The sequence below is a fragment of the Streptomyces sp. SID8352 genome (genome assembly GCF_009862265.1).
Lineage (GTDB): Bacteria > Actinomycetota > Actinomycetes > Streptomycetales > Streptomycetaceae > Streptomyces.
Map to the genome: position 1 here is coordinate 118,257 of NZ_WWGX01000030.1, position 13,541 is coordinate 131,797.

The following is a 13,541-nucleotide window of genomic DNA, read 5'->3' on the forward strand; positions in this document are numbered from 1 at the left end:
GGAGACGGTGGGTGTGGGCTCGGGACGGTTGTACGCGGCCGTGGCGGCGGGGGGCTTCCGACGGTACGCGACATACCGGACGGCCACCGCCGCGGGCGTGTTCACCAACACGGTCTTCGGGCTGGTCCTGGTGTACACCTATCTCGCCCTGTGGGACGAGAAACCGCAGCTCGGCGGCTACGACCAGGCCCAGGCGGTGACCTACGTATGGCTCGGACAGGCGCTGCTGTCCACGCTGGCGATCGCGGGCGGGGGCATCGAGGACGAACTGATGGAGCGCATCCGTACGGGTGATATCGCCGTCGATCTGTACCGGCCGGCCGATCTCCAGCTCTGGTGGCTGGCGGCGGACGTGGGCCGGTCGCTGTTCCAGTTGCTGGGGCGCGGGGTGCTGCCGTTCGTGTTCGGATCGGTGTTCTTCCCGGTGGCGCTTCCGGGTGACGTGGCGACCTGGGCGGCGTTCCTGGTGGCGGTGGGGCTGGCGATGCTGGTCGGCTTCGCGCTGCGGTTCCTGGTGGCGCTTTCCGCGTTCTGGCTGATGGACGGCGTGGGGACGACGCAGCTCGCGATGATCGCGGGGATGTTCTGCTCGGGCATGCTGCTGCCGCTGAACGTGTTCCCGGGCACGCTGGGCGAGGTGGTGCGGGTCCTGCCGTGGTCGTCGCTGCTCCAGGCGCCTGCGGACGTGCTGCTGGGGGAGGCCGACCCATGGGGGACGTTCGCCTTCCAGGGGGCGTGGGCGGTGGCGCTGCTGGGGGCGGGGCGGCTGGTGCAGGCGGCGGCGACACGGCGGGTGGTGGTCCAGGGTGGCTGAGAGGGGGACGGGGACGGCGCGGGCGGCGCTTCCGGGGCCGGGCACGCCCGGGGACGGGGACCGCCGCGGCGGGCGGGTCGCGGAGGGGGTGCGGGCCTACGGTCTGATCGCCGCCATGTGGATCAGGTCGGCCCTGGCCTACCGGACCTCCTTCGTGCTGATGGCGGTCGCCAACTTCGTGATGAGCGGTCTGGACTTCGTCGCGATCCTGCTGATGTTCTCCAGGGTCGAGGCGCTCGGCGGCTACGGGCTGCCCGAGGTGGCGTTCCTCTACGGGCTGTCCGCGGTCGCCTTCGGCCTGGCCGACCTGGCGATCGGTCCCGCCAACCGGCTCGGCGCGCGGGTGCGCGACGGGACGCTGGACGTCCTGCTGGTGCGTCCGGCGCCGGTGCTGGCCCAGGTGGCGGCGGACCGGTTCGCGCCGCGCCGGGTGGGCCGGGTGCTCCAGGGCTCGCTGGTGCTGGGGTACGCGCTGACGAGGATCGACGTGGAGTGGACGGCGGACCGGCTGCTGCTGATGCCGGTGATGATCGTCAGCGGGGCGGGGATCTTCTGCGCGGTGATGGTCGCGTCGGGCGCCTTCCAGTTCGCCGCCCAGGACGCCTCGGAGGTGGCGAACGCGTTCACCTACGGCGGGACGACGCTGCTCCAGTACCCGCCGACGGTGTTCGCGCGGGAGATGGTGCGCGGGGTGACCTTCGTGGTGCCGCTGGCCTTCGTCAACTGGCTCCCGGCGAGCCATGTGCTGGGGCGCCCGTTCCCGGTGCGGCTGCCGGAGTGGGTGGCGTTCGCGCCGCCGCTGGTGGCGGTGGCCTGCGGGGCGCTGGCGGGGCTGGCCTGGCGGGCGGGGCTGCGGTCGTACCGGAGCACGGGGAGCTGAGGGATGGGACGCGGAGTGGACGGTACGGGCGGAAGGAGCGGTGACGTGACGGAGCCGGGCGGGCCGGGGGTGCGGGGGGACGCTGCGGTGCCGGGGGGCGCGGTCGCGCCCGAGGGGGCCGTCGCGCCGGAGGGCGGGGTGGCGCCGGAGGGCGTGTCGGTGCCGGAGGGCGGGGTGGCGTCGGAAGGGGCGGTGGCCCCGGAGGGGTGGGTGGACGCGGCTGCCGGGTCCGACGCGGGCTTCATCGCGCTGGACGGCGTCGAGAAGGTCTTCGACGTGCGCCGGCGCACCGGTCTGCTCCGGCGCGAGCGGCGGCGGGTCCGGGCGGTGGACGGGCTGTCGTTCAAGGTGGCGCGCGGCGAGGTGGTCGGGTTCATCGGACCGAACGGCGCGGGGAAGTCCACCACGATCAAGATGCTCACCGGCATCCTGACGCCGAGCGGCGGGCGGCTGCGGGTGGCGGGCATCGACCCGTCCCGGGACCGCCTCCGGCTCGCGCGCCGGATCGGTGTCGTCTTCGGCCAGCGCACGACCCTCTGGTGGGACCTGCCGCTGATCGACTCCTACCGGCTGATGCGCCGCATGTACCGGGTGCCGGAGGCCCGTTACCGGGAGAACCTGGACCGCTGCGTCGAACTCCTCCGGCTGGGGGACCTGCTGGACGTCCCGGTGCGGCAGCTCTCGCTCGGGCAGCGGATGCGCGGCGACATCGCCGCGGCGCTGCTGCACGACCCGGAGGTGCTGTACCTGGACGAGCCGACGATCGGGCTGGACGTCGTCTCCAAGGCCCGGGTGCGGGAGTTCCTGCGCGACCTGAACACGGAGCGCGGCACCACGGTCCTGCTCACCACGCACGACCTCCAGGACATCGAGCAGCTCTGCTCCCGGGTGCTGGTCATCGACCACGGGCGGCTGATGTACGACGGCTCCCTCGCCGGGCTGCACGGGGCGGGCCGCAGCGAACGGACCCTGGTGGTGGACCTGGAGCGGGAGCTGCCGCCGATCGAGGCGCCGCTCCCGGCCCGGGTGGTGCGGGTGGAGGGGCCCCGCCAGTGGCTGGCGTTCCCGGCGTCGGAACCGGCGGCGGGGCTGGTCGGCGCGATCGCGGCCCGCTACCCGCTGGTCGACCTGTCGGTGCGGGAGCCGGACATCGAGGCCGTGATCGCCCGGATGTACGCGGACCGGACGGGCGGGTAGCGCGGCGCGGAAGGTGTGCCCGGGGCGCGCCTCCCGTTCCGAGCGGCCCGAAAGGGGCTGAACCGGGGGCTTACCCGCTCCCCGCGCGCAGGGAAGAATCAGTACGCCCATCCCTGGAGAAAGGGGAAGAGATGCGCACCATCGTGGAGGAGCGCCGCCCCGTCGGCCTCGCTCTCGACGTACCGGAACTGCGGTTGCCGCTGAGTACCGACGGTGCCCCGACCATGCCGGATCTCTCCGGTGGCGACGGGCCGTCGCCGTACGCCTTCCGGTTCCTCGTGCCGGTGTCGGCCTCGGGCGGCATCCTGCCGAGTGATGTCGAGTACGACGAGGACACGCAGACGGGCCGTTACGAAGGCATGCCGCCCGGCGTCTACATGACCAAGAACCCGCCGAAGACCTATGGCCCCACGAAGCCCACGGGCCAGATGGACGCGCCGGACGATCCGGGTCCGAGCGACGACTGATGGCGGACGCCGGACAGGTCCTCGTCCTGGCGGGTCACTTCGATCCGACCTGTGATCTGGTGGTCGAGGAACTGAACCGGCGTGCCGTGCCCGTCTTTCGGGCGGACATGGCCGAGTTCCCGCTGAGGCTCGTTCTCGCCGCGAGCCTCAGCGGCGGCCGCTGGCACGGCACGCTGGCCAACGAACGCCGCACACTCGATCTCGCAAGGGTCCGTTCCGTCTTCTACCGCCGTCCCACCCGTCCCCGGTTCCCCGAAGGGATGTCCCGCGAGGCGCGCAAAGTCGCCGAGACGGAGGCCCGCTGGGGCTTCGGGGGTCTGCTGTCGGCTCTGCCCTGCCGGTGGCTTCCGCCACCGGGGAAGGCGGCCGACGCCGAGTACAAGCCACTGCAACTGCGCGTTGCGGCCGAGGCCGGACTGAGCGTGCCCCGGACGCTGGTCACGAACGATCCCGACGCCGCACGCGACTTCGCGGAGGAGGTCGACGGCCCCCTCGTGTACAAGCCGTTCTTCCATGTGCGCGGCACCGCCGAGGGGCGGACCGTGGCCGTGTACGCGAACGTCCTCCGGCCCGGCGACCTGCCGCATCCCGATATCGCGACCACCGCGCACCTCTTCCAGGAATGGGTGCCCAAGGCATACGAGGTGCGCCTGACAGCGGTCGGCGGCAGGATCTTCGCGGCGGGGATCCACGCCGGCTCTGACGCCGGCCACGTCGACTGGCGCAGCGACTACGCCAGCCACACCTACTGGGTCTGCGAACCGCCGGTCGACGTGTCGGCGGGGGTGCTGCGCATGCTCGCGAGGCTCGGACTGCCCTACGGCGCCTTCGACTTCGTCGTAACCCCGGAGGGCGAGTGGCGGTTCCTGGAGGTGAATCCCAGTGGGCAGTACGGATTCATCGAGCAGGCGACCGGCCTGCCCATCACGGCCGCGATCTGCGACTACCTGGAGGGAACCGACCGGTGACACGCATCCTCGACGACGAACGGCGCCTGATCGAGGCCCGGGTCTCCCTCACCCGGCAGATCGACCGGGGCGGCGTCGTGCTCTCCTCGGAGCTCGCGGGTGCCTTCCTCAACGTGCCCCGGCACCCCTTCGTCCCCGTCTTCTACCGCCGCGACGGCGAGCGGTTCGTCCCCTGGCGCGGCACCGACGATCCGGACGCGTGGCTCGACGCCGTCCACACCGACGACTCCCTCATCACCGAGGTGGACGGCGTCCACGCCGAGGACGCGGCCCCCGAGGGGGTGTCCGGGGTGCCCACCTCCTCCTCGACCGCTCCGAGCCTGATGGCGGACATGCTCGACGCCCTCGACGTGCACGAGGGCCACGAGGTCTACGAAGCCGGTACCGGCACGGGCTACAACGCGGGCATGCTGTGCTTCCTCGCCGGAGCCGGCCACGTGACCACCGTCGAACACACCGGGACCCTGGTCGAGAGGGCGCGGACGCGGCTGAACGCCATCGGCTACGACCCGCGTCTCCGGCACGGGGACGCCGCGCGCGGCCTGCCCGCCGGTGCTGTGTACGACAGGATCATCGCCACCGCGTCCGTCCGCCGCGTCCCACCCGAATGGGTGACACACCTGCGGACGGGCGGCATCATGGTCGTCCCCTTGCGGAGCACCCTCGCCGGGGGTTCGGTCGTCCGTCTCACCAAGCTCGCCGACGGCGCCGCCGCCGGTCACTTCCTGCACACGCCCGCCGCGTTCATGCCGCTCGGGAGCGGCGTGGAGGCCGCGGTGCCCGCCCCCGGCCTCCCGGACGGGCCCGGCGCGCAGGCCCGGCTCTCGGGGCGCGTGCTGGACGACTGGACGTTCTCGTTCTTCGCCCAGCTCCACCTGCCCCCCGGTCTCGTCCGCACCTACGGGCTCAATGATGCCGGGCTGCACGTCACCACCCTGCACGATCCCGCCGACGGCTCCGTGGCCCGCGTCGAGGACACCCCGGACGGTCCGGCGGTGGTCACCGTCGGCGGGCCGCGGGATCTGTGGGGACCGGTGGAAGCCGCCCACGCCCTGTGGCAGCGGCTCAACCGGCCCCGTCGCGAGTGGTTCACCGTCGAGGTCAACGGGGGTGAACAGACCGTGGCCCACACCGCCCCCGGCGGGCGGGTGCACCGCTGGAGGCTGCGGGCGTGACGCCCGCCGGCCCGGAGCCTCCGGCGGCGGTACCGCTTCCGCCGCCGGAAGGGGCGGGCGCGTAGTGAACGGGCGGGGACAACTCGTAGGCTGCTGTCATGACCGACGACGCCCCGGAGCTCCGCGCATCCGACGCCGACCGTGAAAGAGTCGCCGAGGTCCTGAGGGACGCCCTGGCCGAAGGGCGCCTGGACATGGCGGAGTTCGAGGAGCGGCTGGACGCCGCCTACCGGGCCCGCACGTACGGGGAGCTGGCACCGATCACCCGCGACCTGCCCACGGGCGCGGCCCCGGTGGTGTCGATGTCCAAGGAGCCCGCGCCCGGGGACGACTGGACGGACCGGGTCACCGGCGGCGAGGGTTCGTCCTCGTGGGCGGTCGCCGTGCTCTCCGGCTTCCAGCGCAAGGGCCGTTGGACAGCGCCGAGGAAGTTCACCTGCTTCACCCTCTTCGGCGGCGGCGAGGTCGACCTGCGCGAGGCCAACTTCGTGGACCGCGAGGTCGTCATCAACTGCGTCGCCGTCATGGGCGGGGTGAACGTGATCGTGCCGCACGGGGTCGAGGTGGTGGTGCGCGGCATCGGCATCATGGGCGGCTTCGACCACCGCGAGGAGGGCGTCCCGCCCGAGCCGGGTGCCCCGCGCGTGATCGTGACGGGCTTCGCCCTCTGGGGCGGGGTCGGCGTCGAGCGGAAGCTGACCCGGGCCGAGAAGCAGCGGCTCAAGGAGGAGCGCCGCCAGGACAGACTGGACCGCAAGGCGGCCCGCAGGGACCTGCACGACGCCATCCGCGACGAGGCGGAGGGCTCCCACCGCCGGATGATCGACGGCCACCGCGAACGGGCGCGGGAGCACCGCGACGAGATCCGCGCGGAGCGCCGGGAGCGGCGGGACCGCCGCCGTTACGACGAGTACTGATCTCCCGCCGGGCGGGGCGCGGGCCGGGATGCCGGTGCGGCGTCCGGGGCGGGTCCCCGGAGTGCGGTGCGGGGTGACGGGTCACGGGTCCGGTGCCGTGCGGCGCGGGTGCGCGGAGGGTGCGCGGGAAGGTGCCGGGGGACCCGGGCGGGCCCGGCGGTACGGCCCGGCGTCACCGTCCCGCAGTCGTGACCCGGGGTGCCGTGCCGTCCGGGTGCGGTGATCCCCCGGTGCGGTGCGGTGCGGTGCGGTGCGATGTCGTGCCCGGTGAGAGGTCCGGCGTCGGCACCGGGCTGCGCGACGGCCCGGGCACCGCTCCCCGTCCGGTGCGCTCCGCCACCTCCCCCGGGCGGTGGGCCCCGGTGCCGCGGACCGCGTGGCGCGTTCCGGTGCCGTGCGCCGCGTGGCGCGCCCGGACCCGCGCGGCCCGGTCACGCGCCCCGCGCCCTGGTCGCGCTCCCCGGGTTCGCGGTCCGGCCGGGGTCAGAGCTGGGCCCGGGGGGCCTCCTTCAGCAGTGCGCGCGGGTCGAGGGTCTCGGCCATTCGGGCGTATCCCCGGTCGCCCGGGTGCAGATGGTCGCCGGAGTCGTACTCCGCGCGCAGCCGGCGCGGGTCGGCGGGGTCGCGCAGGGCCCGGTCGAAGTCGACGACCGCGTCGAACACCCGGCCCGAGCGGATCTCCGCGTTGATCTCCTGGCGCAGGGCCTCGCGGGCCTCCGTGTAGCCGCCGTATCCGCCGAACGGCGTCACCGTCGCGCCGACGACCCGCAGCCCCCGGGAGCGGGCCTCGTCGGCCATGGTGCGCAGCCCGGCGAGCAGGCTGTCCCGGTCGGCCAGTTCGGGGCTGTGCAGGATGTCGTTGACGCCGAGCGCGATGACGACGGCCCGCACGTTGGTACGGCCCAGCACGTCCCGGGAGAACCGGCTGAGCCCGCTGGGGTTGTCCGCCGGGCGGCCCGACTTGCTGGTCAGCACCCGGTTCCCGCTGATGCCCCCGTTGACGACGCTGTAGCGGGGCACGTCCCGGTGCCCGTCCCCGCCCTTGTGGCCCGCGGCGGCGCGCAGCCGGGCGCCGAAGACGTCCGGCCAGCGGCGGTTGGCGTCCGGGGTGGAGCCGTAGCCGTCGGTGATCGAGTCGCCGAAGGCCACCACGGTGCCGTCCGCCTCGTGGGTGAGCACGTCCAGCGCGGTCAGGTAGCGCCAGTACGGCGTCCGCTCGGTGTACGCGGCGCCCGCCGTGTCCTCGGTGCGGTCGCCCTCGGCGAGGAAGCTCGTCTGCAGGGCGCGCGGATGGTAGGTGACCGGCCCCGAGGGGGTGGGGGAGTACGTGGTGACCAGGACGTCGCCGCCGTACGGCACGGGGATCCGGGCGGCGTCGCTCATCACCTGGCCGCCGGGCGGGATGACGACGGCCGCGCTCCCGGCGAAGGTGAGCCGGCGCATGCTGGTGGCGACCGCGGTCGGGGCGCCGCCCCCGGCGGCCAGGGCGACCGAGGCGTGGCTGATGGTCAGCGGGGACTGGCCGTAGAGGTTGGACAGGGTGACCCTGGCCCCCGTGCCGCCGACGCCGGAGTGCACGACGTTGCGCACGGAACGGCCCGCGACGCCGGTCTCCTCCGTACCCGGCTCGGCCGCGGCCGGGGCGGCGGCCCAGGCACCGGCCCAGACGCCGGTGGAGGCCGGTGCGACGCCGCCCTCGCCGCGGGGGTGGCCCGGGGCCACGCGGACGGGGCCCCGGGCCGTGCCGTCGTCGGACGCCGTCGCGGCGTATATGGCGCTGGACAGGGCCAGGATCAGGACGACGATCGCGGCGATCAGGGCACGGTGCTTTGCGGGGGACGCCTGGGCGTTCCCGTCACGACCCCGGGTCATGCTGTGGTGTTCTCCTCGGGCGAGGGGAGCCCTCGACGCTGCTCGGGCTCCGGTTCCGCTGAACCCATGATGGGCCATGGGCCGGGGAAGTGCCGCCGGAACCCCGGGCGTTCCCCCTCGGGAACAGACGCCGGGAACTCCCGCGTCGTTCCCGGAGTCCCCAGGAAGAGACAATGGCCACGCGACAAGACGGAGAACGGACGAACGGCATGAACGGCGACCAGCCACACCCCTCGCCCGGCCACGGCCCCCGGCCCGGGGACGGCGACGGGGACGGGGACCGGCGCCCCGGCCGGGGCACGGCGGACGACGGGGCTCCCGGCGGGGACACGGGCACCGGGGCGGGCGCCGCCCGGGGCGCGGGGGAGGCCGGAGCCGCCTCCGTCGCCCCCGCCGCCGCCTCCGCGGCCCCCTCCGCCCCCGGCGGTGTCGCCGCCCGCGCCATGGCCGCCTTCAGCGCCGCCGACGAGGAGAAGCAGCGCGGCGTACGGCGGATGAAGACGATCGCGCTCGGGCTGCTGCTGTTCGTCGCCGTCGTCTACGCCCTGGCCGAGTGGGCCGCCCACCGGGGCGCCGGAGCCTGGGCCGGATACGTGTCGGCCGCCGCCGAGGCCGGCATGGTCGGCGCGCTCGCCGACTGGTTCGCGGTCACCGCCCTGTTCCGCCGCCCGCTCGGCCTGCCCATCCCGCACACCGCCATCATCCCCACGAAGAAGGACCAGCTCGGCGTCTCCCTGGGCGAGTTCGTCGGGGAGAACTTCCTCTCCGAGGACGTCGTGCGGGGACGGCTGCGCGCCGTCGGCATCGGCGGCCGCCTCGGCGCCTGGCTCGCCGTACCCGACCACGCCGACCGGGTCACCGCCGAACTCGCCGCGGCCCTGCGCGGCGCGCTCACCGTGCTGCGCGACTCCGACGTCCAGGCCGTGGTGGGCGAGGCCATCACCCGGCGGGCCGGGGCCCAGGAGATCGCCCCCGGCATCGGCCGGATGCTGGACCGGGTCGTCGCCGACGGCGGCCACAAGCGCGTCGTCGACCTCGTCGTCACCCGCGCCCACGACTGGCTGGTGCTGCACGGCGACTCCGTGATGGGCGCCGTGCAGGGCGGCGCCCCCGGATGGACGCCCCGCTTCGTCGACCGCAAGGTGGGCGAGCGCGTCTACAAGGAGCTGCTGCGCTTCGTCACCGAGATGCGCGACATGCCCGCCCATCCCGCGCGCGGCGCCCTGGACCGCTTCCTCACCGACTTCGCCGCCGACCTCCAGTCCGACACCGAGACCCGCGCCCGTGTGGAGCGGCTCAAGACCGAGGTGCTCGGCCGGGGCGAGGTCCAGGACCTCATCGCCTCCGCCTGGACGGCCGTGCGGTCCATGATCGTCTCCGCGGCGGAGGACGAGCGCAGCGAACTGCGCCTGCGGGTCCGGGCCTCGCTGCTGTCGCTGGGTGCCCGGATGGCCCAGGACGCCCGCCTCCGGGACAAGGTCGACGGCTGGGTGGAGGGCGCGGCCGTCTACGTCGTCACCACCTACCGCAAGGAGATCACCTCCCTGATCACGGACACCGTGGCGAGCTGGGACGCCGAGCACACCACCCGGAAGATCGAGGCGAACATCGGCCGGGACCTCCAGTTCATCCGGATCAACGGCACGGTCGTCGGCTCCCTCGCCGGACTGCTGATCCACACGGTCTCCCGCATGCTGGGGGCGTAGCGGCGCGACGGCGGTGCGTGAGCCGCCCGGACGCGGGCACCCGCTCCGGGCCGCCCGGTGTTCCCGGGGGCGCCCGCGGGCCACCGCCGGAGCAGTCCTCACCCCCGAGAGGGAGCCATGACAGCGGACGCGTCGTCCCCGGGGTCCGTGCCCGGAGCCACCGGAACGGTCACCACCGCGGTCCCGGCCCGGCTGGACCGCCTGCCCTGGTCCCGCTGGCACTGGATGATCGTGATCGGCCTCGGCACCGTCTGGATCCTGGACGGCCTAGAGGTCACGATCGTCGGCAACGTGGCCGGCCGGATCGCCGAGGACGGCAGCGGACTGGACATCACGTCCGCCCAGATCACCGGCCTGGCCGCGGCCCTCTACGTGGCCGGCGCCTGCTCCGGCGCCCTGTTCTTCGGCTGGCTGACCGACCGGCACGGCCGCAAGAAGCTGTTCATGATCACCCTGGTGGTCTATCTGACGGCGACCGCGCTCACCGCCGTCTCCTTCGAGTCCTGGTGGTTCTTCCTCTTCCGGTTCCTGACCGGCTTCGGCATCGGCGGCGAGTACGCGGCCATCAACTCCGCCATCGACGAGCTGATCCCCTCCCACTACCGGGGCCGGGTCGACCTGATCATCAACGGCAGCTACTGGCTCGGAGCCATCGGCGGCTCCCTGCTGTCCATCGTGATGCTGGACACCGCCGTCTTCCCGAAGGACCTCGGCTGGCGGCTCAGCTTCGGCCTCGGCGTCGTCCTCGGGCTGGTCATCCTCCTGGTGCGGCGGCACGTCCCGGAGAGCCCGCGATGGCAGTTCATCCACGGCCACGGCGAGGCGGCCGACCGGCTCGTCACCTCCGTCGAGCGGGAGATCGAGCGGGAGAAGGGGATCCGGCTGCCGGAGCCCGCCGGTGAGATCACCATCCACCAGCGCAAGAGCATCGGCTTCGGCCTGATCGCCCGGACCGTCTTCGGCCGCTACCCGCGCCGCGCCGTCCTCGGCCTGTCGCTCTTCATCGGCCAGGCGTTCCTGTACAACGCCATCACCTTCGGCTTCGGCACCATCCTCATCACCTTCTTCGACGTGCCGACCGGCCACACCGGCTACTACTTCGCGGTGATCGCCGCCGGGAACTTCATGGGACCGCTGCTGCTCGGCAGGCTCTTCGACACGGTCGGGCGCCGGATCATGATCTCCGGCACCTATCTCCTCTCCGGCCTGCTGCTGTTCGGCACGGCCTGGCTGTTCGACCGCGGCTCCCTGTCGGCGACGACGATGACGGCCTGCTGGTGCGTGGTGCTGTTCTTCGCCTCGGCGGGCGCCTCCAGCGCCTACCTCACGGTCTCCGAGATCTTCCCGATGGAGACCCGCGCCATGGCCATCGCCTTCTTCTACGCCCTCGGCACCGCCGCGGGCGGCATCAGCGGCCCGCTGCTCTTCGCCGACCTCACGGAGTCCGGGGTGGTCGGCGACACCGTGCTGGCGTTCCGGATCGGCGCCGGGCTGATGTGCGCGGCGGGGCTGGTCGCGGCGTTCCTCGCGGTGAACGCGGAGCGCCGGTCGCTGGAGGACATCGCGGAGCCGCTGTCGGCGGCGGGAACGGCGGCGGGGAAGGGGCCGGACGTGGGGCCGGGGTCGGGCGCGAGGTCCGGGTCGGGCGCGGGTCCGGGGTCCGGGCCGGGCGGGAAGGGCTGACCCGGGCGGGTCCTCCCGGCCCGGCCCCGGGCGGACGTACGGTGCGGGGACCGGCACGACAGGACCGCCACGAGGGAGCGCGACGACGATGACCATCCGCAGGATCGTCCCCAACATCGAGGTCGGCGACGGGGAGGGGATGCGCGCGAACGGCGACTTCTACGGCCTGCTGGGCTTCGAGGAGGTCATGGACATGGGCTGGGTGCGCACCCTGGCCTCCCCCTCCGAACCCACCGCGCAGATCAGCTTCTTCACCCGGGAGCGCACCGGGCCCGTCGTCCCCGACCTGAGCGTGGAGGTGGAGGACGTGGACGCGGTGTACGCCCGGATGCGGGCCGCGGGCGCCGAGATCGTCCGCGAGCCGCAGGACGAGGAGTGGGGCGTCCGCCGCTTCTTCGTCCGCGACCCGAACGGCCGCGTGGTGAACGTCCTGACGCACCGGGGGTGACGCGGGGCGGTCCCCGGGCGGCCGGGCACGGAGCGGCGGCCCGGGGCGGCCCGGGGCGGGACGGGGCGGCCCGGGAGGGAGCCGCGCGCCCGGGGCGGGGCGGTGCCTCGGCGGAACGGTGCGTCGGCGGGCGTCGCGTCGGCGGGGCGTCGCGCGGACGGGGGCCCGGCCCCGTACCGGTACGGCCCCGTGCCGGTAGGCCATGGGGCGTGGGTCACTCGTCGCCGCACGGTCCCGCGAGCGCAGGGGGCGCCGGGGGCGCCGTCGTCGGCCGGCGGCTCAGGCGCGGCGGTCGGCGACGGCCCAGGAGGCCAGGGCGACGGCCCCGGCGACCCCGAACACGGCGGGCCATGCGCCGACCTTCTTGGCCAGCGGATGCGATCCGGCGAAGGCGGCGACGTAGCCGGCGGACAGCGCGCCCGCGGCCGGGCCCCCGGCCCGCTCCCGCCACTGCCGCGCGGCGGCGGCCCCGGCGGCGGCCAGCACGACCCCGCCGAGCTGCCGCTTCCCGGTCCAGCGGGCCACGCCGTACCCGCCGACGAGACCACCCGCGGCGACCACCGCGCTGGGAACCCTGGCCATGCCTGCCTCCTGTCCTGCCGACGCCCTGCGTCCGTCACCGCGAGGGTAGACCGCGCGGGCGGGGCCGCTCACGCCGGGCCGGTCCCGGCGGGGCCCGGCGCGCACCACCGGACGGCCCAGCGGCCCCGGCGACCCCGGCGGCTCCGGCGGGAGTGAGACGCAGGTCACCATACGAACAGCGCGCGTACCCGTCACATCGGCGGCCCCGCGTCCGTCGTAGCTGTGTGGACCGGGGCGAGGCCCCCACCCAGCGATTCGACCTGAACGACGGAGGCACCACCATGGAAGCGCGTCTCAACATGTTCGGCAGCCCGCTCGCGGGCAAGTTCCTGCGCCACATCAACTCGGCCGGCAAGATCCTCGGCGACTCGTCCCTGCCGGAGGCGACGCAGGAGCTGGTGAAGATCCGCGCCAGCCAGATCAACGGCTGCGGCTTCTGCCTCGACATGCACACCAAGGACGCCGCGAAGGCGGGCGAGACCTCGCTCCGCCTCAACCTGATCGCGGCCTGGCGGGAGGCGAAGGTCTTCACCGACGCCGAACGCGCCGCCCTCGAACTGACCGAGCAGGGCACCCGCCTCCCCGACGGCGGCCACGTCACGGACGAGGCCTGGGCCGACGCGGCCCGCCACTACGACGAGGAGCAACTCACCGCGCTGGTCGGGCTGATCGCCCTGATCAACACGTACAACCGCCTGAACGTCATCGTCCAGCAGCCGGCCGGCGACTACGAACCGGGCATGTTCGGCTGATCCGTTCCCGACTGTCCCCGGGCCCCCTCGGCAGAGCGCTCCGGCACGGCGCGCGCCTGGGGCAGGGAGGGAGATGCACC

The 13,541-nt window shown here is 74.1% G+C and carries 13 protein-coding genes; 11 read left to right on the forward strand and 2 right to left on the reverse strand.

Annotated features, from left to right (window positions below; genetic code table 11):
- The first annotated feature begins 13 nt into the window (after positions 1-13).
- The 7 genes from GTY84_RS09860 to GTY84_RS09890 all read left to right on the forward strand — a co-directional run bounded on the left by GTY84_RS09860 (position 14) and on the right by GTY84_RS09890 (position 6,418).
- Entirely contained in the window at positions 14-814 is an 801-nt protein-coding gene (locus tag GTY84_RS09860) for an ABC-2 family transporter protein (protein ID WP_161225962.1), read from the forward strand.
- 115 nt (positions 815-929) lie between these two features.
- Positions 930-1,694, forward strand: a complete 765-nt coding sequence (locus GTY84_RS09865) for an ABC transporter permease (protein WP_161225776.1) — start codon at positions 930-932, stop codon at positions 1,692-1,694.
- Positions 1,695-1,886: 192 nt separating this feature from the next.
- The gene (locus GTY84_RS09870; RefSeq protein ID WP_345943394.1) at positions 1,887-2,891 is read left to right on the forward strand and encodes an ATP-binding cassette domain-containing protein; all 1,005 of its coding nucleotides are present in this window, start codon (positions 1,887-1,889) and stop codon (positions 2,889-2,891) included.
- 131 nt (positions 2,892-3,022) lie between these two features.
- Positions 3,023-3,358: a hypothetical protein gene (locus GTY84_RS09875; protein WP_237532158.1), complete on the forward strand. Its 336-nt coding sequence runs from the start codon at positions 3,023-3,025 to the stop codon at positions 3,356-3,358.
- On the forward strand, positions 3,358-4,326 hold the full coding sequence (gene tgmB, locus GTY84_RS09880; RefSeq protein ID WP_161225777.1) for an ATP-grasp ribosomal peptide maturase: 969 nt from the start codon (positions 3,358-3,360) through the stop codon (positions 4,324-4,326). Before GTY84_RS09875 ends, tgmB begins: the two co-directional genes overlap by 1 nt.
- Entirely contained in the window at positions 4,323-5,501 is a 1,179-nt protein-coding gene (locus GTY84_RS09885) for a protein-L-isoaspartate(D-aspartate) O-methyltransferase (protein ID WP_345943383.1), read from the forward strand. The genes tgmB and GTY84_RS09885 overlap by 4 nt, the downstream gene beginning before the upstream one ends.
- Positions 5,502-5,599: 98 nt before the next feature.
- Positions 5,600-6,418, forward strand: a complete 819-nt coding sequence (locus GTY84_RS09890; RefSeq protein WP_161225778.1) for a DUF1707 domain-containing protein — start codon at positions 5,600-5,602, stop codon at positions 6,416-6,418.
- Positions 6,419-6,901: 483 nt separating this feature from the next.
- On the opposite strand, the gene GTY84_RS09895 is transcribed toward GTY84_RS09890, so the two are convergent.
- Complete coding sequence (locus tag GTY84_RS09895) at positions 6,902-8,290, reverse strand: SGNH/GDSL hydrolase family protein (RefSeq protein WP_161225779.1); 1,389 nt, start codon at positions 8,288-8,290, stop codon at positions 6,902-6,904.
- A gap of 443 nt (positions 8,291-8,733) precedes the next feature.
- Here GTY84_RS09895 and GTY84_RS09900 point away from each other — a divergent pair, with 443 nt between their 5' ends.
- The 3 genes from GTY84_RS09900 to GTY84_RS09910 all read left to right on the forward strand — a co-directional run bounded on the left by GTY84_RS09900 (position 8,734) and on the right by GTY84_RS09910 (position 12,127).
- Positions 8,734-9,996, forward strand: coding sequence for a DUF445 domain-containing protein (locus GTY84_RS09900; protein WP_161225965.1), 1,263 nt, complete (start codon positions 8,734-8,736; stop codon positions 9,994-9,996).
- A gap of 117 nt (positions 9,997-10,113) precedes the next feature.
- Positions 10,114-11,679, forward strand: coding sequence for an MFS transporter (locus tag GTY84_RS09905; RefSeq protein ID WP_161225780.1), 1,566 nt, complete (start codon positions 10,114-10,116; stop codon positions 11,677-11,679).
- Positions 11,680-11,767: 88 nt separating this feature from the next.
- On the forward strand, positions 11,768-12,127 hold the full coding sequence (locus tag GTY84_RS09910; protein ID WP_161225781.1) for a VOC family protein: 360 nt from the start codon (positions 11,768-11,770) through the stop codon (positions 12,125-12,127).
- Positions 12,128-12,406: 279 nt separating this feature from the next.
- Here GTY84_RS09910 and GTY84_RS09915 read toward each other — a convergent pair whose 3' ends face one another.
- Positions 12,407-12,709 (reverse strand): hypothetical protein, encoded by a 303-nt coding sequence (locus tag GTY84_RS09915; protein ID WP_161225782.1) that lies wholly within the window; start codon positions 12,707-12,709, stop codon positions 12,407-12,409.
- A gap of 281 nt (positions 12,710-12,990) precedes the next feature.
- Between GTY84_RS09915 and GTY84_RS09920 the strand changes: the two genes are divergently transcribed.
- Positions 12,991-13,461, forward strand: a complete 471-nt coding sequence (locus tag GTY84_RS09920; protein ID WP_161225783.1) for a carboxymuconolactone decarboxylase family protein — start codon at positions 12,991-12,993, stop codon at positions 13,459-13,461.
- Positions 13,462-13,541: the final 80 nt, after the last annotated feature.

Coding starts and splice junctions, on each gene's coding strand:
- GTY84_RS09865 (WP_161225776.1), top strand. CDS start 930: ATGTGGATCAGGTCGGCCCTGGCCTACCGGACCTCCTTCGTGCTGATG.
- GTY84_RS09890 (WP_161225778.1), top strand. CDS start 5,600: ATGACCGACGACGCCCCGGAGCTCCGCGCATCCGACGCCGACCGTGAA.
- GTY84_RS09910 (WP_161225781.1), top strand. CDS start 11,768: ATGACCATCCGCAGGATCGTCCCCAACATCGAGGTCGGCGACGGGGAG.
- GTY84_RS09905 (WP_161225780.1), top strand. CDS start 10,114: ATGACAGCGGACGCGTCGTCCCCGGGGTCCGTGCCCGGAGCCACCGGA.
- GTY84_RS09915 (WP_161225782.1), bottom strand. CDS start 12,709: ATGGCCAGGGTTCCCAGCGCGGTGGTCGCCGCGGGTGGTCTCGTCGGC.
- tgmB (WP_161225777.1), top strand. CDS start 3,358: ATGGCGGACGCCGGACAGGTCCTCGTCCTGGCGGGTCACTTCGATCCG.
- GTY84_RS09920 (WP_161225783.1), top strand. CDS start 12,991: ATGGAAGCGCGTCTCAACATGTTCGGCAGCCCGCTCGCGGGCAAGTTC.
- GTY84_RS09900 (WP_161225965.1), top strand. CDS start 8,734: ATGGCCGCCTTCAGCGCCGCCGACGAGGAGAAGCAGCGCGGCGTACGG.
- GTY84_RS09875 (WP_237532158.1), top strand. CDS start 3,023: ATGCGCACCATCGTGGAGGAGCGCCGCCCCGTCGGCCTCGCTCTCGAC.
- GTY84_RS09895 (WP_161225779.1), bottom strand. CDS start 8,290: ATGACCCGGGGTCGTGACGGGAACGCCCAGGCGTCCCCCGCAAAGCAC.